Here is a 24,528-nt window from a genome sequence, read left to right as displayed (position 1 = left end):
AGGCTCTTTTTTCGACTTTTGGGGGAGAGAATGAAAGGTAGGAGAAAGTATAATGTCAGATAATTATCGTTCTCGTACAGAACGAAATCATGTGAAAAATCAAGAAAAAAAAACACATAAAGAAGAAAAACCAAAGAAAAAAGGCTCCTTTTTCAAGAAATTTCTTATAGGTTGTCTACTTCTTGGTATCGTTGGTCTTGTAGCCGGCGTTTCCGCTTTCTTTGTTATGGTAAAGGATGCTCCAAAATTAGACAAAGCCAAACTTGTTAATCCTTTATCAACAAAGTTTCTTGATAAAAACGGGAATTTCTTCTATGAATACGGTGCTGAAAAACGAACACACGTTACTTATGATCAAATTCCAAAAGTAGTTGAAAATGCATTCCTTGCAACTGAGGATTCGCGTTTCTATGATCATAATGGAATTGATTTTAAACGAACTACAAAAGCAGTTATGGAAAATGTCACTGGTGGTTTCGGTTCCCAAGGTGGTAGTACGATTACACAGCAAGTCGTTAAAAACTACTTTCTAACGATGGACAAAACTGCTAAAAGAAAAGTACAAGAATGGTACTTATCTTACAAATTAGAGCAACAATACTCTAAACATGAGATTTTAGAAATGTACTTAAATAAGATTAATTTGGGTAACCGTTCATACGGTATTGCGACAGCAGCGCAAAAATATTATGGTAAAGATTTAAAAGACTTGCAATTACATGAAGCTGCTATGCTCGCTGGTTTACCCCAAGGTCCAAACATTTATGATCCAACAAAAAAGGAAAATGTTGAACGAGCAACAAATCGTCGTAATGTCGTATTATCATTAATGAATCGACATGGTTATATAACAAAAGAAGAAATGAATAATGCCGTTAAGATCCCAGTAACTGAGGGCCTTCAACCGTCTTCAGAAGTAACTGAGATGAAGTATCAAGCATTTTTAGATGCGGTTGTAAAAGAAGTTGAAAAAGAATATCCTGATGTAAATATCGGTTCAGATGGTTTAACGATTCATACAACACTTGATCAAGATGCTCAAGATTACGCTGAAAAAATTATGGATGGTAATCTTATTAAGTATCCAAACGATCAATTCCAAGGATCATTCGTATTTATGGATACACAATCTGGAGAAGTTCGAGCAATTGGTGCTGGACGTAAAGAAAATAAGTCCACTTTCAAAGGTCATAATATGGCAACTGATTTAAAACGCCAAGTTGGTTCAACAATGAAACCAATTTTCGACTACGGTCCAGCGATTGAGAATCTTCAATGGTCTACTTACCATCAATTAAATGACTCTGAATATACTTATTCGGATGGCACAAAGATTAAAAATGCTACAGGGAGTTTTAAAGGTGACGTTTCACTTCGTGAAGCATTGAAGAAGTCATTAAACATCCCGGCTTTAAAGACAGCTCAAACAGTTGGACTTAATAAATCAAAAGAGTTTGCTGAAGGTTTAGGCATGACATTTGAAAATGGAGTACATGAATCTACTGCAATTGGTAGTAACGATAGTTCTCCATTAGCAGTAGCAGGTGCATATGCAACCTTCGGTAATGGTGGTAACTATAATAAACCACATTTCGTAAAAGAAGTAACCTTCCCGGACGGGAAAAAGAAAAGCTTTAAACCGAAAGAACAACGCGCTATGCAAGACTATACAGCTTACATGGTAACTGACGTTCTTCGTGACGTAGTAAAACCTGGTTCTGGTGGTACAGGACCAACAGCATATGTTTCAGGTGTTGACGTAGCGGGTAAAACTGGAACGCAAAACTTTGATGCAAAAGATTTAAAGAAATACGGCATTCCAGCTGATGCAAACAGGGATAGCTGGTTCGCTGGATATACACCACAATATACGATGGCTGTATGGACGGGTTACGTAAAGAATGGTCCAGAAAACTACATTAGTGATCGTTATACTAAAATTGCACAGCAAATGTTCCAAGTAATGATGAGCAAATTCGCTACAGATAAATCACGCTTTGAACGTCCTTCTTCTGTACAAGAAATAAACGGAGAATTATACGTAAAAGGTGCGAAAAAAGATGCAATTAAACAAATTAAAGTAGATGCCCCTAGTGGTCTGAATGTCACTTTTGATGGCGCTAGCACAGTTACACTAAACTGGTCTGGACCAGCAGAAGTCGATGCATATGCAGCCAGCTATAAAGCAACTGATGGTTCAAGTGGTAGCCTATCAATAAGTGGTACGACAGCTACTCTTGGTGGTATTAAACCAGGTGTTACTTACAGCTTCTCTGTAGTAGCGAAAAAAGGCACTGGAACAAGCCCAGCAGTTGGTGCATCCTTCACTGCGCCTGGCGGAACTCCAGATGCGAAAAAAGCTGAAGAAGAGGCTAAGAAAAAGGCCGATGAAGAAGCTAAGAAAAAAGCTGATGAAGAAGCCCAGAAAAAGGCTAATGAAGATAAAGTAAAACAAGACGAAGCTAAGAAAAAGGCTGAAGAAGAGGCTAAGAAACAACAAGAACAACAGCAAGAACAACAACGTAAACAGCAAGAAGAAGCTCAAAAGAAAGCTGATGAGGAAGCTAGAAGAAAAGCTGATGAAGAAGCTAAGAAAAAAGCTGAAGAAGAAGCTAAGAAGAAAGCTGAAGAAGAGGCCAAGAAAAAAGCTGAAGAAGAGGCTAAGAAACAACAAGAACAGCAACACCAAAATACCGGAGGAGATACACCTCACGCAGACGGTGCTGTTGTTACAACAGAGTCCTAATATACAAAAAAGAAGTCCGTTTCTCTTAACGAGAAGCGGACTTCTTTTTTGTTATCATTTTCTTTACATACAGCTTTTCTATTTCGATATACAACTGCGCTAATTGAATATAAGAATGATAATTACTCGGTTTCTTTATAATGAATGAATATCTTTCCATAAAATTAACAGGTTGCACTTTTAATTTATTCGTATTTATTTGCATTTCATTCAAACTATGAACAGGTTGTTCATTTAGCCAATAGACAACCGATAACAAGTGAGCTGCAAAAAGAATCATTGGTCCCTCAGCCTCTTGCTTATTTCTATTTCGAAACAGTATAGCAATGTCTTCATGCTTATTTTTCCATACATTCAACATCGCTGGAATGCTGTTTTCAATTTCCTTCCACGGCTCATACTGTCTTTCAATATCAAATATAAAGTAAGTATTTTGTATTATCTCTTCAAAAGAATTGTCTGTATGATACTTAACTAAATTTACACTTTCTTTAAAAAATGGTAAACAGTGAAATTCTTTCGGTATTTCTATAACTCGCTCCATCCTTTATTTCACCTTCATTCGCTTCTTTCCTTCACGACATACTTCTAACAGTCTGCACTCCTCACATTGCGGTCGTTGTGCTTTACAGTGATAACGTCCAAAGAAAATCATACGATGATGTGTAACTCCCCACTCATCCATCGGTACTTTCTTCATTAATGTTTTTTCTACTTCTAACACCGAATCTTTCCATCTACAAATCGCTAACCGTTTACTCACTCTTTCTACATGCGTATCAACAGCAATTGCCGGGATGCCATACGCTACCGAAACAACTACATTTGCTGTTTTTCTCCCTACTCCTGGTAATTTCGTCAACTCGTCACGGTCTTCTGGAACTTTTCCATTGTAATCATCCAGCAACATCTGACACAATTTTTGAATGTTTTTTGCTTTATTTCTATACAACCCAATAGAACGTATATCTTGTTGTAACTCTTCCAAAGATACACTTAAATAATCTTCTGGTGTTTTATATTTTTGAAATAAATTTTTCGTCACTTTATTTACAAGTGCATCTGTACATTGTGCAGATAGTGCTACCGCGATTACTAATTCAAAAGGATTCTCATGAATTAATTCACAATGTGCTTCTGGATACATATCTGCCATTGTGTCTAAACAATAGCGAATTTGCGTTTTATTTAACATATACTTCCTCCTATATTACTGCTCCAACCAATTATAAAAAGGCACTTTTCCAGTAAATTTCGTCTCTTGTTTTGTCATTTGTTGTGCTCTTTGTTGATTCGCTCTAAATTTTTGACCTTGATTTTGAGCCTGATCTACCGTTTTAATTCCATTCTTTTTCCATTCAAATAAAATACGATCAATATATCGGAAATTTAGTTTTCCACTCATTACAGCTTCTCTAAGAGCCGCTTGAATTAAATTTGGATGATGTTGATCTTGGTCCTCCCACATTCCTAACGTTTCACATTCGAACGGCGAAAGTGGTCTTCCAAATTCTTTTTCAAATACTGTATATAAATTTACTTGCAGCTGTTTTTTTTCTTTTTGCTCTTCCTCTATCGATTCATCCATTAAGAAATGTAATATTTTTTCCCATAACGGTTGTAAAGAATAACTTTCGCACATCATCGCTTCTGATCTTTGTCCACCTTCTAGTGATAAAAACCCTTTTTGAATCAATGCTTGAATTACTTCCATACATTTCATTTCCGTTATCGTCATCCGTTCAGAAATCTCTGAAGGAGTCGGAAACGAATTACCTGACTCTAAAAATGTGTGTACATGAAGTACGACCATAAATTCCGTCTCATTTAAACCTAATTTTTTATAATGCATCATAAGTAATTTTGGAATTGCAATGCTTCCCTGCTCAAACCACTGTAACATCATTTTCTTTTTCATCACCAAACACCTCGCTCTCTAGTATAACACACCTTTAGCTATTTCTTTTTGCCACAATTCGTCAAAAAAACCTCCCTATTAATGGGGAGGTTTTTTATATTACATGAATGAAATATAAAATTAAGCTTGCACTTTACTTTTCATAAATGTATGGATACGCTCTAATGCTTTCTCTACTTGTTCAAGAGATGTCGCATATGATAAGCGAACATTATTTGGAGCACCAAATCCTGTACCTGGTACAAGAGCCACTTTTTCCTCTTCTAATAGAGCTTTTGCCCAATCATCAACTGTTGCATATCCTGATAAAGCTACAGCTTCTTTTACGTTAGGGAATAAGTAAAATGCACCTTGCGGTTTAATGCAAGTAAAGCCAGGGATTTGAATTAATTTATCATAAATAATGTTTAATCTCTCTTCAAAGGCTTGACGCATTGTTTCCACAGGTTCTTGTGAGCCTGCATATGCCGCAATTGCGCCGTATTGAGCGATTGAAGTAGGGTTTGACGTACTATGACTCGCTAAGTTCGTCATCGCTTTAATAAGCTGCTTATTTCCTGCAGCATATCCAATACGCCATCCTGTCATAGAATGAGATTTAGATACACCATTAATAATAAGTGTTTGTTCTTTTAATGCATTAGAAAGCTGGGCAATTGAAGTATATTCTACGCCACCATAAATTAATTTTTCATAAATTTCATCAGAAACGATTAAAATATCATGTTCTAAACATACTTCTCCAAGCTGTTGTAATTCTTCTTTGCTATAAATCATTCCTGTTGGATTGCTCGGTGAATTAATAATAACTGCTTTCGTTTTCTCTGTAATTGCCTCACGCAGCTGCTTTGCTGTAATTTTGTACTCATTATCTTCTAAACCTTCTACATAAACCGGCTTACCGCCAGCAAGCTTTACTTGCTCTGGATAGCTTACCCAGTAAGGAGTTGGGATGATAACTTCATCTCCCTCATCAAGTAATACTTGGAATAATGTATACAATGCATGCTTTGCACCATTACATACAATAATTTCAGATGGATCATACGCAATACCTTGATCGCGAGTAAATTTCTTCACAATTTCTTGTTTTAACGATTGTAATCCACCTGTTGGTGTATACTTCGTATGCCCTTCTAACATCGCTTTATGTGCAGCATCCATAATATGCTCTGGTGTATTAAAGTCAGGTTCCCCTGCCCCTAATGCAATTACATCATGACCCTCTGCTTTTAATGCTTGTGCCTTTGCTGTAATTTCTAAAGTTGAAGACGGTGTTAAAGCAGCTACTCGCTTTGCTAATTTCATTTGTAGTTCCCCCTACATCTATTTTTCAATGCTATATCGTCTTAAAAATTTTCCATCTTTAAATTCAAGATAGTAATAACTATAACGATTGTCATCATCAATATATGTAACTTCCCATAGTGGTACATCATTTTCAAAGCCTAATTTCACTTTCATAATCTCTTTCGGCTTACTTTTTGATTCCTTACTTTCATTGCCGACTTGCTCTATTGTTCTTTGTATAGCCTCTTTTTCAGAAATACCTTCGCTCTTTTTCCTTACTACAGTATCCCCTTTTTTCTCAGGCACCCAAACGATAAGTTGTTCTCCCTTTTCATCTGTACCTTGCACGACTATATATGCAGATTTTCCGTTGTAATAATCAACAGATTTCACCTTTGTAAGCTTTGCTTTTTCTTTAGCAATTTCTACAAATTTCGACTCTTTTGGAATTTTCTTTCCCATCGCTTTATTATAAACATACGCCCCATATATTCCGCTAGCAACGATAACAATAATGATTGCAAAGATCCACTTTTTCATTGTATCACTACGTTCTGTAAATCGTAAATACAGCTGTTTCTTTATCTTTTTCGTCTAATGCTAGTCCGAACATGAGGTCCTGCTCTTTTAACGTACGATTTAAACTATCAACAATTTTATACAAATCCGACGAATATTTAATACGCGTCGTTGATAGTACTTCGATTTTCTTCTCCATGAAAAAACTCCTCCGTTACACAAAAATTTCTAATTATAGAAGAACGCAATGCGGTTACAATAAGAGTACATTCTTTACAACCCCTGCTTCATCACCCATCTATTATAGCAGGACATGTACAGCAAAAAAAGGTTTCAAGTCGAAAACCAACACATTTTGTATACAAGAAGTAAGAAAAATAAAATTCCTCCTACCCACATTTTTTACGCCTGAAGTTTATAAGTACTTCAGGCGTATTTTTCTTCCATTTTTATTCATTTGGTGGTTCTTCTAATTGTACTAACAATTCTTCTAATGGCCCTTCATAAAGAGGTACGTTAGGAATCGATTGTAGAAATCGTTTTCCATAGGAAGAACTCGTCAAACGACGATCTAACACTACTACCGTTCCTGTATCTGTATTCGTTCGAATTAAGCGGCCGAATCCTTGTTTGAAACGTAATATTGCTTGTGGAAGCGCTAATTTAGCAAATACATCTTCACCTTGATTTTTTAGCCACTCACCTTTCGCTTCCATCATCGGCTGATGAGGAGGTGTAAATGGTAGACGGACTATAACAAGACAACTTAAGGCATCTCCTGGAATATCTATTCCTTCCCAGAAACTGCTCGTCCCTAATAAAATTGATTTGTCGAATTCTTGAAACTTTCGAATTAAGCGGCTTCGACTTCTATTATTCACACTTTGGGTCAGTAATAAATACCCCTCTAATTCATCATTATTTTTTAAATTCGCATACGCTTCTTTTAACATTTCATACGAAGTGAATAAAACGAGCATTCTGCCTTTTGTGGCTTTCGCTATCTTTGCAATATGTTCCGATACAGATTCAATATATCGCTCATTACTTACTTGCTTAATAAAAGGTACATCCGTTGACACCATTAATTTCATCTGTTCATCATAACGAAATGGCGACGGAACCTTTAAAGTATTTGGAGCGAAATCATGTAAACCAAGTTCCTCTTTTATATAATCAAACGTATCGTTAACTGTTAGTGTTGCGGATGTAAAAATAACACTCTTTTTTTCTGTTAAAAATTCATCAGCAAATCTTTCACCAATATGAACAGGCTGTGCATATAGAACTGTTGAATGAATCGTCCCTTTCGTTTCAGTCTCCATCCAAGTTACATACGAATTCTTTTCTAATACGAGTAACTGTAATGATTCTGCCATCTTTCTCAGCAACTCAATTAAATGCATAAATTCACCTGTTACAACATGCATCTCCCATTCTAACTTACTTTGCAATATATCCACTTGCTTCTCAAGAGCAGTTACTACCCTTCTTAATTCATATATAAAACGATTTGTTAATTCGACGATACTATCCCACAACTTACCTTTTTCTAGTTCTGCGTTATACCTATAGATGAGCGGCATATTATTCGTTCCTTGCTCTTGCTTTGTTTGTTTAAATATAAAAGTACGTAACATTTGGAAGAGTTCATCCGCATCAAACTTAAGTTCCTTCAAACTATAACTTATCATACGGAAAGTTGAACGAGATGCTTGCTCTGATTTTTTCATCATTTTATATACTTTGGAGAGCACATCTTCTGTTTCTAGTGTCCCAAGACGAGATATAACCAATTGAAAATACATACAAGAGAACTGTTCACCCAATGTTCTACTCGCGGCTTCTTCAATATGGTGAGCTTCATCAAAAATAATATGTTCGCATGAAGCAAACAACGGTTCTTCACTTGAAAAATCTTGAAATAATAACGCATGATTTGTAATAACGATATCTGCAAATAAAGCTTTATTCTTCGCTCGCTGGTAAAAACAACGACTAAACCAATTACTTTGCATACCGCCTGGACTATACGCATCGCTACAAATACGATTCCAAAGTAACTTTCCGCCCTCAGGAATATTTAATTCGTCTCGATCACCTGTTTCAGTTTGCAATAGCCAAACTAAAATCTTCGCCTTTGTAAGTGCCATATCATAATTTTTTTCTTCCTCTTGCAAAGCATACTCAAATTTATGTAAGCATAAATAATGCTTTCTTCCTTTTAGAAGAGCTGCCTCAAATGAAAATGGCATTATTTTTTGTAATAACGGAATTTCTTTTTCTAATATTTGTTGTTGGAGTTGTACCGTTTGTGTACTTATAATGACAGGTTCTTCTTTTCTCTTTGCAAAATAAAGACTAGGAAGCAAATAAGCGAGAGTCTTTCCTGTTCCTGTACCGGCTTCAATTAGTGAAAAACGAGAATCTCTTAACGCCGTATATATCTCTTTCATCATCAGTTGTTGACTTTCTCTTCTTTCAAACTTTGGCATATGTGATTCCAATTTATCCATCGTTTTATTCAAGAAAGCATCAAACTTTGATGAACACGTTTCTCCAAGGTTTAAGGAATAGTTCCGCTTTTTCAGCGCAATATTTCGATGTATTTCATACTCCGCTATATCTTCTTTACCGTGCATTACTTTCTTTAAAATATTTTCAGAAAGCACATCAGCTATATCGCTTTGGAACACATCACTTAATTCATAAAGCGATTGCAACGTGACAAGTGGTAACTTTTCAATTTCATTTAAAAATTGTAAAAATAATTCCGCTGTTGCAAGAGCATCACTATCCGCACGATGTGGTTGATCGTGCTCTAGTTCATGCTTTTTAGCTAAATCACGTAATTTATAACTATCGGCTGTCGGCAAAAGAATTTGAGCCAATTCAACCGTGTCGATTTTCGGACAATGTATTTCTGTATATCCAGCTTGCCTTAATTCTTCATTTAAAAAATTCCAATCAAAGTGAACATTATGCGCAACGAAAGCCGCACCTTGTAATAGCTCAACAATCATCGGGGCTACATCTTGAAATAACGGGGCTTGTTTTACAAGACTTTCATCAATCCCTGTTAATTCTGTAATAAATGGTGGGATCTCTCTCTTTGGATTAACAAAAGACGAAAAAATCTCCAATATCTCTCCATCTTCTACTACAACAGCTGCAATTTGGGTAATTTTATCCTTCCCATCTTTCCAGGAGTTCCCTGTCGTCTCTAAATCAACAACGACATAACGCTTACTCATATATGTAACACCTCAATTTCTTACCTTTCAAACAACAATAATTTATATAATGTTACTATACCACGTTTTATCTCATCTTAATGAAAAGATGCACAAAAAAGCTATCTCCGCAATGGAGATAGCCTTTCTACTTATAATATCGTACCCGCTTTTTCAGCACCTAACATTTCAATAATTTGATTATTATCGTCTAGTACTGCAATTTTTGGTTCTTGTGTATGAATCTCTTCTTCCGTAACTAGCCCATAACAAATAATAATTACTTTGTCCCCTGGTTGTACAAGTCTTGCCGCCGCACCGTTTAAACAAACAACACCACTACCGCGTTCCCCTTTAATAACGTATGTCTCTAAGCGAGCACCATTATTATTATTTACAATTTGGACTTTTTCGTTTTCTACAATATTTACTGCATCCATTAAGTCTTCATCAATTGTAATACTACCTACATAATTTAAATTTGCCTCCGTTACAGTTGCACGATGTAACTTTGCTCTCATCATTGTGCGAAACATAGATGCTCCCCCTTATTTAACCGTTAATGTTATATTGTCAATTAATCTTACATTTTCAAACTTAACTGCAATAGCTAAAATGATTCTTCCTTCGACTTTCTCTACCATTGTTAATGACGGATATGCATATAAATCCGCATAATCTACAGTGCCTTTCGTATGCGTCTCAATATAATCTTTCACAAGATTTGTAATGATTTCCGGATTACGTTCACCTGCCTCAATTCTTTCTTTCGCTATACATAGGCTGCGGTATAAATGAAGAGCTTCTTCACGTTCATCTTGTGATAGGTACACGTTACGAGAACTTTTCGCTAAACCATCTTCTTCCCTTACAATATCAACTGGTACGATTGTAACTGGAATATTGAAATCAGTTACAAATCCTTCAATTACTGCAACTTGTTGAGCATCTTTCATACCGAAATAAGCACGCGTTGGCACCGTAATATTAAATAGTTTCATCAGTACAGTTGCAACACCAGCGAAATGACCAGGTCTTTGTTGACCGCATAATACGTCCGTGCGCTTCACAACTTCTACTGTTGTTGTTTGTTCTGCTGGATACATTTCTTCTACACTCGGATAAAATAAATAATCTACACCGTTTTCTTTTGCTACATTTTCATCTCTATCAATATCACGAGGATATCGATCTAAATCTTCATTTGGGCCGAATTGTAGTGGGTTTACAAATACACTTAAAACTACAATTTCATTTTCTTCTCTTGCCTTACGTAATAAAGTAGCATGGCCTTCATGTAAATAACCCATTGTTGGAACAAAACCAATACTCTTTCCACTTGCACGAAGTTCGCTTGTAATTTGCTGCATCTCTTGCACTGTAGTTACGATTTTCATTATTGTTTTCCTCCGTATAACGCTAAGCATTCTTCCTCTTTCATTGTGAACGAATGTTTTTCTTCAGGAAATTGCCTTGTCTTTACTTCAGTAACATATTGTGAAATCCCACGCACAATCTCCTCTTGAACAGACGTATATTGCTTCACAAATTTCGGAACACGATTTACGCCGTATGAGATAAGATCATGATAAACAAGCACTTGCCCATCTACTTTTTGTCCTGCACCAATCCCAATTGTTGGTATTGTTAGTTGCTCTGAAATAAGTTCTGCTAACTGCATTGGTACACATTCTAACACAAGCGCTATTGCACCAGCTTCTTCACATTTCTTTGCATCTTCTATTAATTTTTTTGCACTCTCCGCATCTTTTCCTTGCACTTTATATCCACCCAACACTCCTACAGATTGAGGGGTTAAACCTAAATGTGCTACAACAGGAATTCCTGCGTTCGTCAAATATTGAATCGTCGATATAACTTCTCCAGCACCTTCTACCTTCAGTGCGTGTGCCCCGCTCTCTTGAACGATGCGACGTGCATTCACCATCGTTTCTTGTAATGATACGTGATACGACATAAATGGCATATCAGTTACAATAAACGTCTCTTTCGCTCCACGGCGTACAGCTTTCGTATGATGAATCATATCCTCTACTGTTACAGGTACTGTTGAATCGTATCCGAGTACAACCATTCCAAGAGAATCTCCAACTAGAATCATATCAACTTCAGCTTCTTCTGCTAATTTAGCAGATGGATAATCATACGCCGTTAGCATTGTAATCGGCTCACCTTGCTCTTTCATCTTCAAAAAATCTGTTTTTGTTTTCAAAAACTACTCCTCCTTTATGCAGGAGAGAGGAGATGGCCGAAATCATATAAAAAACCCCTCTGACCATAAAAGGGCAGAAGGGTTGTGTGTTAGTCGGCATTATTCATCCCTCTGTCCCAGTCCGTTATTGGATCAAGGCAGAATCCAAGTTATTATTTTTCGTATGACTTCGAATCATGGTGCAGTTCGCTCTGATACTGCCCACATTCGAACTAATTATAGCAAACTACAAAAAGGAATTACTACATTTTTTTGAAAAAATAATTTTTTATTCTTATTACGGTATATGAAATTTAACACGAGAGTATATATGCTATACAGTTTTTATGGAGAATTCAATCCTGAAAAGATACATGTTTTTTCAACGCATGCTAAAAAAGTCCAAGTTAATTTTTTCTATAATCCATTTAACTGTATAGTATAACTCTTAAACTAATGATGCAGGTTAATTGAGGAAAGTACTTAACAAAGGAGAATTGCAGATGTCTATGAACAGGTGGTTATTTCGATTCAGCAGTTTGCTTGTAATGATTGTATGGTGGATGTCTTTAGGATCCTCCCATGTATTTGCCTCAGTTACTGTCGTAACACCCCCCACCGATTTAACGAAAGTGATTGAGGTTGAACTAAATGATGATTACTTTAATCCAAATGTTATCACGATTCCGCTTGAAGGATCAACAACATTACTATTGAAAAATAAAGGTAAAAACGAGCACACCTTTACAGTGAAAAAACTCGGCATTGACGTCGTAATCGAGTCAGGAAAAGAAAAGCATATTACCGTGAAACCTAAAAATACTGGTACATATGAATTAATATGTCGATACCATCTTCTTAAAGGAATGGCAGGCAAAGTAATCGTCAAATAACATGCCCTGCCAACTAGGCGGAAGATATTTTGAAATGAACTTTAAATATGAAAAAAATTTATTATCATGTTACAAATTCAACTCAAAACTATTGAAATAAAAAGAAGTTCCAAAAGAGGAACTTCTTTTACTTAATTTCAATATCTGCAGAATGAATATGATGTACTTTCCCCTCATGATCCTCCAGAAGTAATACACCATCCTCTGTGATTCCTTTTGCTAACCCCGTAATTGTCTCTCTCATCGTTCGAGCGGTAATTTCTTTCCCGATGCTCACAGCGTAACTTTCCCAAAGAATTTTAATGACAGAGAAACCATTTTGTAAATACTCTTCATATAATTTTTCTAGTTGTAAATAGATTTGTTGCATAAGTTCTGCACGAACAATCGGCTTACCTGATTCAATCGCTAATGAAGTAGCAATGTGCTGAATTTCTTCATCAAAATGTTCTTGCTTTTGATTCGCATTAATACCGATGCCCATAATGACAGCATTAATTTTATCAGGATCCGCTTGCATTTCTGTTAATATACCTACAGCCTTTTTACCTTGAATTAAAATATCATTTGGCCATTTTATTCCTACGTTTACACCCGTGCATTTTTCAATTGCCTGTGCAACACTAACGGCCGCTAACAAAGTAAGTTGCGGTGCATGATGAACTGGGATTGATGGGCGTAAAATAATACTCATCCAAATCCCTGTTCCTTTTGGTGAATGCCATTTTCTGCTTAAACGACCTCTTCCCGCTGTTTGTTCTTCTGCTACAACGACTGTTCCTTCTTCTGCACCTTCATAAGCAAGTTTTGCTGCAATGTGCTGCGTTGATTCAACAGTTTCTTCAAAATACACTGTTCTACCAATCCGCTTCGTTTGTAGCCCTAACTGAATTTCATTAGCGGTCACTTTGTCTGGCTTACTTGCAATTCGGTAACCTAATCGACGCACAGCTTCAAGTTCATATCCCTCACTCCGCAGATCCTCCATATGTTTCCACACAGCAGTTCTTGAACAACCAAGTTTATCACTAATTGTTTGGCCGGATACAAACTCGCCATCCGCTTCAGAAAAAACTTGCAATAACTGCTTTCTTATAGTAGATTGCATCCTTGTAGCCACTCCCTTATACGCTCTTTCTCATTAACTACGTTTCCTTGTACGATTGCTTCTTCGATTTTCTGAAGCATCTCAGCAACCCACGGACCAGGCTTTTTGTTTGCCCAGTTTAATAAATCATTACCAGTCACATTCATTTCTTGACGCTCCTGGATTGGCAATGCATGAAACATTGATTGTACTCGTTCAACAGATGTAGGGTCATAGCGTTCAATCATCGCTTCATATACTCTCTCTGCCATTTCAGCGATATGAATTCCCGTTTTATAAAGAAGGACTGTATCCCAATCCTTCTCCTTTCTAGTACGGATTGTCAATAAAACTGCAACAATATCTTTTATTTTTTTATTCGAAAACTTCCATTGACGTAAAAAGACAGATGGATGTTCTTCTCCGATACAATATAAGAAAAATGCCCACGCCTCAATATCCGTTTCGAAAGAATCCCATTTATACTGCGTAGCTTTTAACAGTCTCTCTTCTGACATTTGTAAATATGGCAAATGAGAAAATAGCTTCGTCTCTACTAATTCTTTGAGACCTTTCACACAATATGTACCAGTTAACAGTTTCTCAAACTCTACTGTAATACGCTCAATTGCTATATGTTCTAGCAAATGCCCATACGTTTCAATCGCTTGCTTCGTTTTCATTTCTAATGAAAAACCTAACGTGCTTACAAACCGAATACCACGCATCATTCGCAGGGCATCTTCTTGAAAACGATCCGCAGCATTTCCAACTGTCACAATTTCTCTCTGTTGAATGGCTTCCTGTCCAGCAAATAAATCGACCATTTTGCCTTCTTCTGTCATAGCAATTGCATTCATCGTGAAATCACGACGTTTTAAATCCTCTTCTAATGAACGAACAAATTGAACACTACTAGGTCTTCGAAAATCTTCATATTCGCTTTCTGTTCGAAAAGTAGTTACCTCATAGGGCTCACCATTTTCTACAACAATTACAGTTCCATGCTCAAGACCAACAGGAACATTTCTTGGGAATATAGCCATCACTTCTTCTGGTAGAGCAGATGTCGCAATATCAATATCTCCAATCGGCCTATCGATAATAAGATCTCGTACGCTCCCACCAACAAAGTAAGCCTCATGTCCTTGTTGCTTTAATGTCTCAATAATAGAACTAGCTTTTTTAAATCTTTCCATTTTTGTCATCCCTTAGTACGTCATAGTAAATCGTTTCATATTGTGAAACAATTTTTTCTGAGCGAAATTGCTCATAAACACTTTCTCTTGCTCGTTCTCCCATATTACGGTGAAGTTCCTCGTCCTTTAATAGCTGAATAGCTTGATTTGCCACTCCTGTTGTATCGCCAACTTCACATAAATATCCTGTTTCCCCGTGTTGAATAACCTCTGGAATACCTCCAACCCGTGTTCCGATACAAGGTACACCACACGCCATTGCTTCTAATAAAACAAGACCAAAACTTTCCTTCTCTGATAGAAGCAACATTAAATCACTCATCGCAAGTAGTTCTGCAACATTATCTTGCTTCCCTAGGAATAAAACGCGATCTTCAATATGTAAATTCTTCACTATCTGTAAAATCGTACAGAATTCTGGTCCGTCTCCAACAAGAAGCAACTTCGCATCTACTTCTTTAACAATTTTAGCAAATGCCTGAACAACATCCTGCACACGTTTCACTTTACGGAAATTCGAAATATGAATAAGTACTTTTTCACTCTCACTTATACCATATTCTTTCTTTAATTGAGACATATTACGCTTGAAATATACACGTTCGTCTATAAAGTTATATACCGTTTGAATTTCTTTACTTGGTTTTACAAGCTCATGTGTTTCGTTAATTAATGAATGCGAGACAGCAGTAACAACATCCGATTGCTCAATACCAAAACGAATTAAATTATTTAACGAAGGGTCGGAACCTAACACAGTAATATCTGTTCCATGTAAGGTTGTAACAATTTTAATACGCTCTCCGATCATTTGTTTTGCTAAATATGCACAAATTGCATGTGGTATTGCGTAATGCACATGTAAAATGTCTAAGTTTTCTCTTTGTGCAACCTCGGCCATTTTACTTGCTAACGCTAAATCGTATGGTGGATATTGAAATACAGAGTATTGATTTACCGTCACTTCATGAAAATAAATGTTTGGATATACTTTATTTAACCGGAATGGTAAACCCGATGTAATAAAGTGAATTTCATGCCCACGTTCCGCCAATTGCTTTCCTAATTCTGTTCCAACAACTCCAGAACCACCTACAGAAGGATAACATGTAATACCTATTTTTAATTTCATTTACATCCCCCTAATAAATCAGCATGTAATAAAACCGGTTTCTTACTCATAAATCCCTCGGCATACAAGACTCCAACTTCTTTTCCAAACATCTTCTCACGAGCAATCACAGTTTCAACGTAACCTTCTGTTAACGGTGTCTTAACACCATCACTCCCTGTTGAAAACTGACTTTCATACGCTTCTAATGCTTCCACCTTTATAGAGAGGTACTCACTTATATCTATACAAAAATTCGGTTTATGAAAACCATTAATCATATAATTATAAAAAGACTCCACACGATGTGGTGAAAGTTCCGGCATATATTTACGGATTCCTGCTGAAAAAATAGCCTCTTCCACAAGCTTTGCACAATTTGCATGATCTGGATGGCGATCTTCATAGTACGGCGCAAAAACTAGTTTTGGTTTACATGTACGGATCACCTTGACAATTTCACGTATATACTCTTCTTTCATATACAAACCACGGTCTGGCATCGCTAAATTCAGCCTCGTTTTTACTCCCATTATACGAGCTGCGACCTTCGCTTCTTCTTTTCTCAACTCTATCGTTCCATTTGAAGAAAGATCAGCTTCTGTTAAATCACAAATACCTACTTCATACCCTTGCTTTGTATATTTAGCGATGGTACCAGCCATGCCGATTTCAACATCATCGGCATGAGCACCAAACGCTAATATATGTAATCCACTCATAATTGTTCCCCTCATTTTCTTAACTTACGATAATCTAAATCTCCTCGCTCTAATGCGTGCATTAACATTTCAGCACTTGCCATATTCGTTGCAAGTGGAATCGCATATACATCACATAAACGAAGTAATGCATTCACATCCGGTTCATGCGACTGTGCTGTTAATGGATCGCGGAAGAAAATCACCATATCTAAATCGTTCTTTGCAATCATTGCACCAATTTCTTGATCTCCACCAAGAGGGCCAGATTGATATCTTGTTACAACTAATCCAGTCGCTTCCATAATGCGAAGCCCTGTCGTTCCTGTTGCAAATAATTCATGTTGTTCAAAAATTGGTTTATATGCGTATGCAAACGAAACCATATCATTTTTCTTTTTGTCATGTGCGATTAAGGCAATTTTCATCCGTTGTCTCCCCTTTAGTCGATAATATTTTCTAAACCGTACACAAGATGATCAAGGTTCATTACTGTCTCAATTGATAGTTTTACACCTGACATAAATGATGCACGATTGAATGAATCATGACGAACTGTTAACATTTGTCCATCTCCACCAAACATTACTTCTTGGTGTGCAATAAGCCCTGGCAAACGTACACTATGAATGTGAATACCGTCTACATTTGCACCTCGTGCACCTGCTAGTTGCTCTACTTCATTTGGATGACCTTGCTGCTTTGATTCACGATTTTGGCGAATTAACTCTACCGTTTTTACAGCTGTACCAGATGGTGCGTCTAATTTTTGATCATGATGTAATTCAATTACCTCAACATCTTGGAAATATTTCGCTGCCATTTGTGAGAATTTCATCATAAGAACTGCACCAATTGCAAAGTTTGGAGCAATAATTGTTCCTACTGCTTTTTCTTTTGCATTCTCTGTTAAACGTGTCAATTCTTCTTCTGTAAATCCAGTTGTACCAATAACCGAACGAAGTCCACGCTCAACTGCAAGTGTAACGTGTTGTTTCCCCACTTCTGGTGTTGTTAAATCTAACAACACATCTGCTTCTACTTCATCTAAACAAGTATGTAAATCAGCGTAAATCGGCGCATGTAATGCTGGCATGCCAGGTAAATCAGAAATCTTCTCACCACCATGCTTATAATCCACTGCTGCTACTAAATTAAAATGTTCCGTTCTTTCCATAAGAAGGACTGCTTCATGTCCCATACGTCCTCTTGGTCCGGCGATAATTACTTTAATTTCTTTCATTATTCTTTCTCTCCCTCATCAATACGTGTCCAGCGATCTTTATCACGTGTATTAAATTTATTCATTACAATGTTATGTGCTGTCTCTAAATCAATATTTAAACTATTTGCCATACAAATCATAACAAATAATACATCTCCAAGCTCTTCTTCAATACTTCTTTCTTTTTCAGTTGTTTTCTTCGGTTTCTCACCATAATAATGATTTACCTCTCTTGCAAGCTCTCCCATTTCTTCCGTTAAACGAGCCATCATTGCAAGCGGACTGAAATAACCTTCTTTAAACTGACCAATATATGCATCTACTTCTTTCTGCATATCTTTCATCGTTTTTGCTTCCATACTATTCACCTCTAATCCTTCCTCTTTCATGTTAGCCAATTCATCGCGATTTGACAAATATTATTCCCCGCCAAACACCTATTTGCGACCCATTTTTGGATAGACTATAATAAAGTGAAACTTCTTTTGTGATTTTTTTGCAAAAGATTAGTTGAACTAATCGGGTTCCTACGGCTGGTTTGCCTTTCTTCAGAGGTTTATCTCCTACCAGCCGTTGGTACGGGGTAAAGTGAAACTTCTTTTGCGATTTTTGCAAAAGATCAGCCCACACCAATCGGGTTCCTACGGCTGGTTTGCCCCTCTTCTTTGCTTCATCTCCTATCAGCCTTTAGAGCGGGATAAAGTGAAACTTTCTTTTGCACTTTTCACAAAAAATCAGCCCACATCAATCAGGTTCTTACTATTTTCACTAGCAACTAGAAATTACTTATTATTATGTTTTACCGTTTCAGCGGAGCAATGCAATCATTACATAATTAGGGGGATTTCTATATGACATCAAAATTGAAGATGCGAAATATTATTTTTATTTTAATTGGTTCCGCTATATTTTCTTTCGGTATTGTCAATATCAATATTGAAAACCACCTTGCAGAGGGTGGGTTTACTGGTATTACACTATTATTGTATTTTTTATTTAAGTTTGATCCTTCCTACTCAAACTTAATTTTAAATATCCCTATATTTTTTATTGGCTGGAGGTTACTTGGCAGAACGACATTTTTATATACATTAATTGGAACCTTTAGCGTATCTTTATTTCTATGGATTTTCCAGCGTTACGAAGTACTCAACTTACATTTAAACTTGCAAAATGATATGACACTCGCAGCTTTATTCGCCGGGGCATTTATCGGTATCGGCCTTGGAATAATATTTAAATATGGCGGGACTACTGGCGGTGTAGATATTATCGCACGACTAGCGCACAAATATGTTGGCTGGAGTATGGGGAAAACAATGTTTATGTTTGATGCTGTCGTTATCGTCGTCTCTATTCTTACCTATTTATCATACCGTGAGGGCATGTATACGCTAGTTGCTGTTTTTATCGGTGCTAAAGTCATTGATTTTATGCAAGAAGGAGCTTATGCTGCCAAAGGAGCGACTATTATCTCAGAGAAAAACGATGAAATTGCTGCCAAAATTTTATCTGAAATGGAGCGCGGAGCAACCTTTTTAAAAGCTGTTGGATCGTATACAAAAGTGGAACGTAATGTATTGTATTGCGTTGTTGCTAAAAATGAAATCGTGAAATTAAAGAATATCATTACTTCTGTAGATCCTCATGCTTTTGTCGCTGTAAGTGATGTACATGATGTAGTTGGTGAAGGGTTTACGTTAGATGAAAATAAAAACCCTTTACATAATTAAATGTAACTAGAAAAGCGCCTTAGCTTTTCTAGTTTTTTATTACAAGTCTTTTAAGCTTCTCAAAATCCTCATGAATAAGCTCCAATAAACTCCGATTATAAAAAATGGAAGCTGGATGAAAAGTCGGAAAAACATGATATTCTTTCTCTGACCATGTAAACTCTGCACTTTGCATATCCTTTAATTTTTGAATGGGCTGTTTTAATAATTGCCCGTGTACATCTGTGATTTTTTTATTTTTTCCTGTTAAACGTTGAAGACCGATATTTCCAAGCGTGACAATAAGCTTCGGATGTATTTTCTCTAATTCATAATCTAACAAAGGCGCATGGGCAACTATTTCTCCCTGATTTGGCGTTCTATTATACTTTTTTTGTATGATTTCACCATTTCGTTCTTTTTTCTCTCGCCATTTATAAGGTCTACTCCGAACAGCGCTCGTAATATATACTTCTTCCCTTGTAACGTGAATACGCTCTAAAAAAACCATTAATTGTTTTCCCGCCCTCCCGCTAAACGGAATCCCATTATGAATTTCTGTTTCACCAGGTGCTTCTCCTAACAACATAAATTTGGGATTTTCAGGACCTTGTCCACTTAAAAAACCTTCTAGTTGATAAGGAGCACTACGCTTTTGCACTTGTTTTACTAAATGGTCTGGATATTTCATTTCCCCCACCACCTTTCCGCATTACTTCTATTATTTCTATTTGCAATACATTATATAATTCAATCCACACAACAAAAAAAGACTATCAAAATTGATAGTCTTTAGTCGTCGCTACGCTGCATACCAGTATACATTAATACGAGACGTAATAATTCAAATACAGCTACAGCTGCAGCTGCTACATATGTTAATGCTGCCGCATTTAATACTTTACGAGCTTGCCCATATTCATCTGTTGATACAATACCTAACGCTTCAATTTGTTGCATTGCGCGCTTTGACGCATCAAACTCAACTGGCAATGTAACGAGCTGGAACACAACACCTGCTGCCATTAAAATGATACCTAATAACAATAGTTTTGACATTGTCGCAAATATACCAATCATAATAAATACCCATGATATATTCGATCCAAAATTAGCCACAGGAACTAACGAATGACGAATACGCATAAAGTTATAATCTTGTGCATCTTGAATTGCGTGTCCTACTTCGTGTGCTGCAACTGCTGTACCAGCAACTGAATGTCCATAATAGTTATCCGTTGATAATCGAACCGTCTTAGCGGTTGGATCATAATGGTCTGATAAATGACCTGGTGTTTCTTCTACAGCTACGTTGTATAATCCATTTTCATCTAAAATTTTTCGAGCCACTTCCGCTCCTGTCATACCTGATGTTGAATAAACTTGTGAATACTTGCTATAGGCACTACGTACTCTTGACTGTGCATACAACGGTATGATCATTATGATCGCGAAGTAAATTAAATAAAACATCATGAACCTCCATTGAAGTTTTAATTATAGTACTTCTCATTCTATTTTCTTCTGCCACTATTGTCAATGAATAAACCTTACAATCCATATCTTTATTTATTGCATTATCTATTTTTAGAATGTACATTACTTTTTCTTTTTTCTCTCTCTCCTTTATACTTTCTCCATCCAACATAAGTTAATGTGAATAAAATAAGTCCCCCAGTAATTGTCATAAACCAAATGAGAGAGGGTGCAATTTCATCTTTTTTTACTGTGTGAAATATCTTTTGCAAATCCCCTTTAATAATCCCTAATTGCATTTGGCCGCCTTTCGTTTTTAACATAACGTTACGAAATTCATCTAAATAAGATAAATGAACATTTACACGCTGGACCTCGTTTTCTGGCAAAGCAATCATTAAGCTTGGATAAATAATATTGAATTCATTTAAAAACGTATTTAACGTTTGTTGAAACTGCCCAGCATCTTCTTTTTCCATCGCTTTTTCCATTTGAGAAAAGGCATCCATTACTTTCCTTTCTCTTTCCATCCAAAGTGGTTGATATTTCGATACTTGTGCATCAACAGCAAGTTGTAATGCCAGCACATTATCAATTTTAGCTTGCTTACCTAAACCTTCTTCAGAGAGCGATTGTTGCGCCTTATCGTAAGCTAAAGAAATAACTCTAACTTGATCTGGTGTTACTTCCTGCTTCTTTTCATTCCCCTTTATTAAAAACTGCTCCGAGAAATGTTGTAATACTTGTACCGCTTTTTCATCTTCATTACGCTTCACTAACTGTAACGAGTCGTCTAACAACCCTGTTAGCTCATTCCACTCTTCAGCATATATACGTAACGGAAACATTATAATTAGAAATGCTATCAATCCAATTAATGTTCTCTTCATCCCGGTCCCCCCTTAACTACTAGTACAAAATATGTTAATTTGGACAAGAATAGAACAGAACTAGACCGAAAAATATATTATCGTTTTACAAAGAAAAAAATTCTCTTTAAGCAGAGAATTTTTTCTGTGACATCCTTTTCTTTTTTACAAGATATCTATATAAGCTGTAACAAAGTATACTCCCACCTAAAATGAATAATAAAATAGCACACGCAGCATGCATAAAGAACTCTTCTGGTAACATTAATATAATCGGATCCTTTTCAGGATCAAAAACCCAATAATCATTACTAAATAAAAGTTTATGGAATAATACAAAACTCTTTTCAAAATTAATAGCAATTGGTAACATAAGCGCTATCGGAAAAATGATTGTTAAAATCGATCCGTGCAGTAAAAACTTTTCATTTTTCTTTTTTAATAAATAAATTCCGCCTATCACTGCAATCATAATTGTCGCATACATCACATATTGAATCTTTACTAAAATATTTTTAACATCTACAAAATGAATACGGCCATTTGTGGACATATCTAATGTGGGCAAATGTAATGCTCCGTCATAAAACGGGGATAAATATGTAATAAGCACATCGTAATTTCTTTTAATTTCATCCTTCGTCATATCCGCTAAATCAGGAATATTTAAAAAATCAATTTCAAAATAATACAACCATTTTCCATACACAACTGCCGTTGTTGCTAGTGCAAAAATAGAAAATGCTATGCTATATGAAACAACTAAAGTAATCAATCGATCCAATATTTTTGTACCCCTCTTATTTTTCTCCATGTTCTCCCCCTAAATGTTCTAACCATCATAAAGAAAATTGTTTTCTTTGCTCACGTAAGCAACAATAATATGTAATACATAGTACAGCAATACTTAACCAAAACGTAAAATAACCAATTTCCTCTACAAACAAATGCATAATTCCATATCGCGGCATTTGCCAAAATAAATAATCAATTGCATCGTTATGCAACGTCCACACAGCTGCTACTATAAAATGCCATTTTTTTATACGATAGAATGGAGCATATAAAAATCCTTGTATTGCCATCGCGAAGTGCGAAAGCATTAACATGTAGCCCATAAGGCCTATAGGCCCTTTTACGTAAATCATAATCGCGTTTACAACAACAGCCCAAATACCATATTTTATTAAAGTTACAATCGCTAACGCTTCTATTAATCCCCAGTTTCTCTTTGCCAAAAAAGCAATTAAAACAAAGACAAAAAAGAGAGTCGCCATAGGACTATCTGGTACAAACGGCCAAAATATAGGTGACGTTTCTTTCAATTGATTTCCGTACCATATAAATCCATAAATTGTACCTAATAAGTTAACAATTAATAAAAATAATAATACCGAGCGTTGTCTTAACATTGCATACAAGTACACCAATCCGTATGTCCAACACCTTTCAAGCAAAGTAATTCATTCACTAAATCCTACTCTATTATAACAAACTTCATCCAACTAAATAAAAAAGCTGACTACAAATTTTGTAGTCAGCTTTTTTATTATTTTTTATTATACTTTGCAACGAATTCCGAAAGCTTCTTCAGTTCCTCATCCGTACCTTTAAATACACCTTTAGGCATTGAACCTTTTCCCTCTTTCGCAATTTTAGCAATTTCTTCTGGCTTTAAAGTTAAGTTTTGCAGTGCCGGTGCTGCTGCCCCGCCTTGTAAATTGTCACCATGACATGTTAAACAAGTATTTTTTTGCATTAATTTATAGCCATCATCATTTTTATCAACTGGCGCTGTTTTTACAATTGCTCCTTGTTTTTTTGCAGCTTCCCAGTCGTGGTGTGCTACAGATTCCCAAGTTAAAAAGATAATCGATGCAATTGCTAAAAGCATAAATCCAGTTGCCACAGGACGCTTCAATGGACGTCTTTCTGGACCTCGATCAAGAAATGGAGCTAACAGTAATGCTCCAAACGCAATCCCTGGCATAATAAATGCTCCAATTACAGTAAATGAACCGGAAGCATACGAATACTTTAATAACTGATACAAGAATAAGAAATACCAATCTGGAAGTGGTATATATCCAGCATCTGTTGGGTCCGCCATTCTCTCAAGCGGCGACGGATGCGCCACTGTTAAACATAAATAACCGATTAAAAAAACTGCACCAACCATCCATTCTTTTAACAAGAAGTTCGGCCAAAATGCTTCTGTTTTCCCTGGGTATTCAGAATAGTCTTTTGGAATATTTGGTTTCCGAGCTACTGGTACCCGAGAATCTCCTACAAACTTCATCCCTTTGCCGCGATGCATAATCTCCCTCCTTTAGTTCT

At 36.3% G+C, this 24,528-nt stretch carries 26 protein-coding genes; 3 read left to right on the top strand and 23 right to left on the bottom strand.

Annotated features, from left to right (window positions below; translation table 11 throughout):
- Nucleotides 1-52: 52 nt before the first annotated feature.
- Nucleotides 53-2,746: a PBP1A family penicillin-binding protein gene (locus ACTFRU_RS11010; protein ID WP_065223979.1), complete on the top strand. Its 2,694-nt coding sequence runs from the start codon at nucleotides 53-55 to the stop codon at nucleotides 2,744-2,746.
- Nucleotides 2,747-2,771: 25 nt separating this feature from the next.
- On the opposite strand, the gene ACTFRU_RS11005 is transcribed toward ACTFRU_RS11010, so the two are convergent.
- The 10 genes from ACTFRU_RS11005 to panB all read right to left on the bottom strand — a co-directional run bounded on the left by ACTFRU_RS11005 (nucleotide 2,772) and on the right by panB (nucleotide 11,939).
- Entirely contained in the window at nucleotides 2,772-3,290 is a 519-nt protein-coding gene (locus ACTFRU_RS11005; RefSeq protein ID WP_016122187.1) for a YpoC family protein, read from the bottom strand.
- 3 nt (nucleotides 3,291-3,293) lie between these two features.
- A complete protein-coding gene (nth, locus tag ACTFRU_RS11000; RefSeq protein ID WP_000933030.1) occupies nucleotides 3,294-3,941 on the bottom strand; it encodes an endonuclease III in 648 nt (215 codons plus the stop codon).
- A gap of 15 nt (nucleotides 3,942-3,956) precedes the next feature.
- On the bottom strand, nucleotides 3,957-4,664 hold the full coding sequence (dnaD, locus tag ACTFRU_RS10995) for a DNA replication protein DnaD (protein ID WP_000728542.1): 708 nt from the start codon (nucleotides 4,662-4,664) through the stop codon (nucleotides 3,957-3,959).
- 120 nt (nucleotides 4,665-4,784) lie between these two features.
- Nucleotides 4,785-5,972, bottom strand: coding sequence for an aspartate transaminase AspB (gene aspB, locus ACTFRU_RS10990; RefSeq protein ID WP_000761560.1), 1,188 nt, complete (start codon nucleotides 5,970-5,972; stop codon nucleotides 4,785-4,787).
- Between the two features lie 18 nt (nucleotides 5,973-5,990).
- Nucleotides 5,991-6,494: a cell wall elongation regulator TseB-like domain-containing protein gene (locus tag ACTFRU_RS10985; protein WP_000758739.1), complete on the bottom strand. Its 504-nt coding sequence runs from the start codon at nucleotides 6,492-6,494 to the stop codon at nucleotides 5,991-5,993.
- Between the two features lie 7 nt (nucleotides 6,495-6,501).
- Nucleotides 6,502-6,672, bottom strand: coding sequence for a YpmA family protein (locus ACTFRU_RS10980; RefSeq protein WP_000412179.1), 171 nt, complete (start codon nucleotides 6,670-6,672; stop codon nucleotides 6,502-6,504).
- 250 nt (nucleotides 6,673-6,922) lie between these two features.
- Nucleotides 6,923-9,727 (bottom strand): ATP-dependent DNA helicase DinG, encoded by a 2,805-nt coding sequence (gene dinG / locus ACTFRU_RS10975; RefSeq protein WP_000044956.1) that lies wholly within the window; start codon nucleotides 9,725-9,727, stop codon nucleotides 6,923-6,925.
- A 131-nt stretch (nucleotides 9,728-9,858) separates the two neighbouring features.
- Nucleotides 9,859-10,242, bottom strand: a complete 384-nt coding sequence (panD, locus tag ACTFRU_RS10970) for an aspartate 1-decarboxylase (RefSeq protein WP_000490184.1) — start codon at nucleotides 10,240-10,242, stop codon at nucleotides 9,859-9,861.
- 12 nt (nucleotides 10,243-10,254) lie between these two features.
- Nucleotides 10,255-11,103, bottom strand: a complete 849-nt coding sequence (gene panC, locus ACTFRU_RS10965) for a pantoate--beta-alanine ligase (RefSeq protein ID WP_000707025.1) — start codon at nucleotides 11,101-11,103, stop codon at nucleotides 10,255-10,257.
- The gene (panB, locus tag ACTFRU_RS10960) at nucleotides 11,103-11,939 is read right to left on the bottom strand and encodes a 3-methyl-2-oxobutanoate hydroxymethyltransferase (RefSeq protein WP_000851108.1); all 837 of its coding nucleotides are present in this window, start codon (nucleotides 11,937-11,939) and stop codon (nucleotides 11,103-11,105) included. The genes panC and panB overlap by 1 nt, the downstream gene beginning before the upstream one ends.
- A gap of 482 nt (nucleotides 11,940-12,421) precedes the next feature.
- Here panB and ACTFRU_RS10955 point away from each other — a divergent pair, with 482 nt between their 5' ends.
- The gene (locus tag ACTFRU_RS10955; protein ID WP_065212122.1) at nucleotides 12,422-12,811 is read left to right on the top strand and encodes a cupredoxin domain-containing protein; all 390 of its coding nucleotides are present in this window, start codon (nucleotides 12,422-12,424) and stop codon (nucleotides 12,809-12,811) included.
- 127 nt (nucleotides 12,812-12,938) lie between these two features.
- Here ACTFRU_RS10955 and ACTFRU_RS10950 read toward each other — a convergent pair whose 3' ends face one another.
- Genes ACTFRU_RS10950 through ACTFRU_RS10920 form a run of 7 tightly spaced genes read right to left on the bottom strand, consistent with a single transcriptional unit; the run spans nucleotide 12,939 to nucleotide 18,493 of the window.
- The gene (locus tag ACTFRU_RS10950) at nucleotides 12,939-13,919 is read right to left on the bottom strand and encodes a biotin--[acetyl-CoA-carboxylase] ligase (RefSeq protein ID WP_001192063.1); all 981 of its coding nucleotides are present in this window, start codon (nucleotides 13,917-13,919) and stop codon (nucleotides 12,939-12,941) included.
- Nucleotides 13,904-15,097, bottom strand: coding sequence for a CCA tRNA nucleotidyltransferase (locus ACTFRU_RS10945; RefSeq protein ID WP_000439321.1), 1,194 nt, complete (start codon nucleotides 15,095-15,097; stop codon nucleotides 13,904-13,906). The genes ACTFRU_RS10950 and ACTFRU_RS10945 overlap by 16 nt, the downstream gene beginning before the upstream one ends.
- On the bottom strand, nucleotides 15,084-16,229 hold the full coding sequence (gene bshA, locus ACTFRU_RS10940) for an N-acetyl-alpha-D-glucosaminyl L-malate synthase BshA (RefSeq protein WP_000768305.1): 1,146 nt from the start codon (nucleotides 16,227-16,229) through the stop codon (nucleotides 15,084-15,086). Before bshA ends, ACTFRU_RS10945 begins: the two co-directional genes overlap by 14 nt.
- A complete protein-coding gene (gene bshB1 / locus ACTFRU_RS10935) occupies nucleotides 16,226-16,930 on the bottom strand; it encodes a bacillithiol biosynthesis deacetylase BshB1 (RefSeq protein ID WP_440037636.1) in 705 nt (234 codons plus the stop codon). The genes bshA and bshB1 overlap by 4 nt, the downstream gene beginning before the upstream one ends.
- 11 nt (nucleotides 16,931-16,941) lie before the next feature.
- The gene (locus ACTFRU_RS10930; protein ID WP_440037635.1) at nucleotides 16,942-17,337 is read right to left on the bottom strand and encodes a methylglyoxal synthase; all 396 of its coding nucleotides are present in this window, start codon (nucleotides 17,335-17,337) and stop codon (nucleotides 16,942-16,944) included.
- Between the two features lie 14 nt (nucleotides 17,338-17,351).
- Nucleotides 17,352-18,152, bottom strand: coding sequence for a dihydrodipicolinate reductase (dapB, locus tag ACTFRU_RS10925; RefSeq protein ID WP_000658813.1), 801 nt, complete (start codon nucleotides 18,150-18,152; stop codon nucleotides 17,352-17,354).
- On the bottom strand, nucleotides 18,152-18,493 hold the full coding sequence (locus ACTFRU_RS10920) for a nucleotide pyrophosphohydrolase (RefSeq protein ID WP_002108639.1): 342 nt from the start codon (nucleotides 18,491-18,493) through the stop codon (nucleotides 18,152-18,154). The genes dapB and ACTFRU_RS10920 overlap by 1 nt, the downstream gene beginning before the upstream one ends.
- A gap of 492 nt (nucleotides 18,494-18,985) precedes the next feature.
- On the opposite strand from ACTFRU_RS10920, the gene ACTFRU_RS10915 reads away from it, so the two are divergent.
- On the top strand, nucleotides 18,986-19,867 hold the full coding sequence (locus ACTFRU_RS10915; protein ID WP_000202121.1) for a YitT family protein: 882 nt from the start codon (nucleotides 18,986-18,988) through the stop codon (nucleotides 19,865-19,867).
- A gap of 28 nt (nucleotides 19,868-19,895) precedes the next feature.
- Here the strand turns inward: ACTFRU_RS10915 and ACTFRU_RS10910 are convergent, their stop codons facing one another.
- The 6 genes from ACTFRU_RS10910 to qcrC form a co-directional block, all read right to left on the bottom strand.
- On the bottom strand, nucleotides 19,896-20,537 hold the full coding sequence (locus ACTFRU_RS10910; RefSeq protein ID WP_000876878.1) for a uracil-DNA glycosylase: 642 nt from the start codon (nucleotides 20,535-20,537) through the stop codon (nucleotides 19,896-19,898).
- Between the two features lie 101 nt (nucleotides 20,538-20,638).
- Nucleotides 20,639-21,322 carry a zinc metallopeptidase gene (locus ACTFRU_RS10905; RefSeq protein ID WP_011109966.1) on the bottom strand — a complete coding sequence of 228 codons (684 nt, stop codon included), beginning with the start codon at nucleotides 21,320-21,322 and terminating at the stop codon, nucleotides 20,639-20,641.
- A 101-nt stretch (nucleotides 21,323-21,423) separates the two neighbouring features.
- The gene (ypjB, locus tag ACTFRU_RS10900) at nucleotides 21,424-22,212 is read right to left on the bottom strand and encodes a sporulation protein YpjB (protein ID WP_000831584.1); all 789 of its coding nucleotides are present in this window, start codon (nucleotides 22,210-22,212) and stop codon (nucleotides 21,424-21,426) included.
- Nucleotides 22,213-22,318: 106 nt separating this feature from the next.
- Nucleotides 22,319-23,005: a lipoprotein intramolecular transacylase Lit gene (lit, locus tag ACTFRU_RS10895; RefSeq protein WP_440037634.1), complete on the bottom strand. Its 687-nt coding sequence runs from the start codon at nucleotides 23,003-23,005 to the stop codon at nucleotides 22,319-22,321.
- Between the two features lie 25 nt (nucleotides 23,006-23,030).
- Nucleotides 23,031-23,621: a DUF1405 domain-containing protein gene (locus ACTFRU_RS10890; RefSeq protein WP_025709269.1), complete on the bottom strand. Its 591-nt coding sequence runs from the start codon at nucleotides 23,619-23,621 to the stop codon at nucleotides 23,031-23,033.
- 119 nt (nucleotides 23,622-23,740) lie between these two features.
- Nucleotides 23,741-24,508, bottom strand: coding sequence for a menaquinol-cytochrome c reductase cytochrome b/c subunit (gene qcrC / locus ACTFRU_RS10885; protein WP_000554603.1), 768 nt, complete (start codon nucleotides 24,506-24,508; stop codon nucleotides 23,741-23,743).
- Between the last annotated feature and the right edge of the window lie 20 nt (nucleotides 24,509-24,528).

Origin of the sequence: Bacillus cereus group sp. MYBK220-1 (genome assembly GCF_051916445.1) — a bacterium.
Classification (GTDB): domain Bacteria; phylum Bacillota; class Bacilli; order Bacillales; family Bacillaceae_G; genus Bacillus_A; species Bacillus_A cereus.
This window is presented reverse-complemented; position numbering and strand designations above follow the sequence as displayed.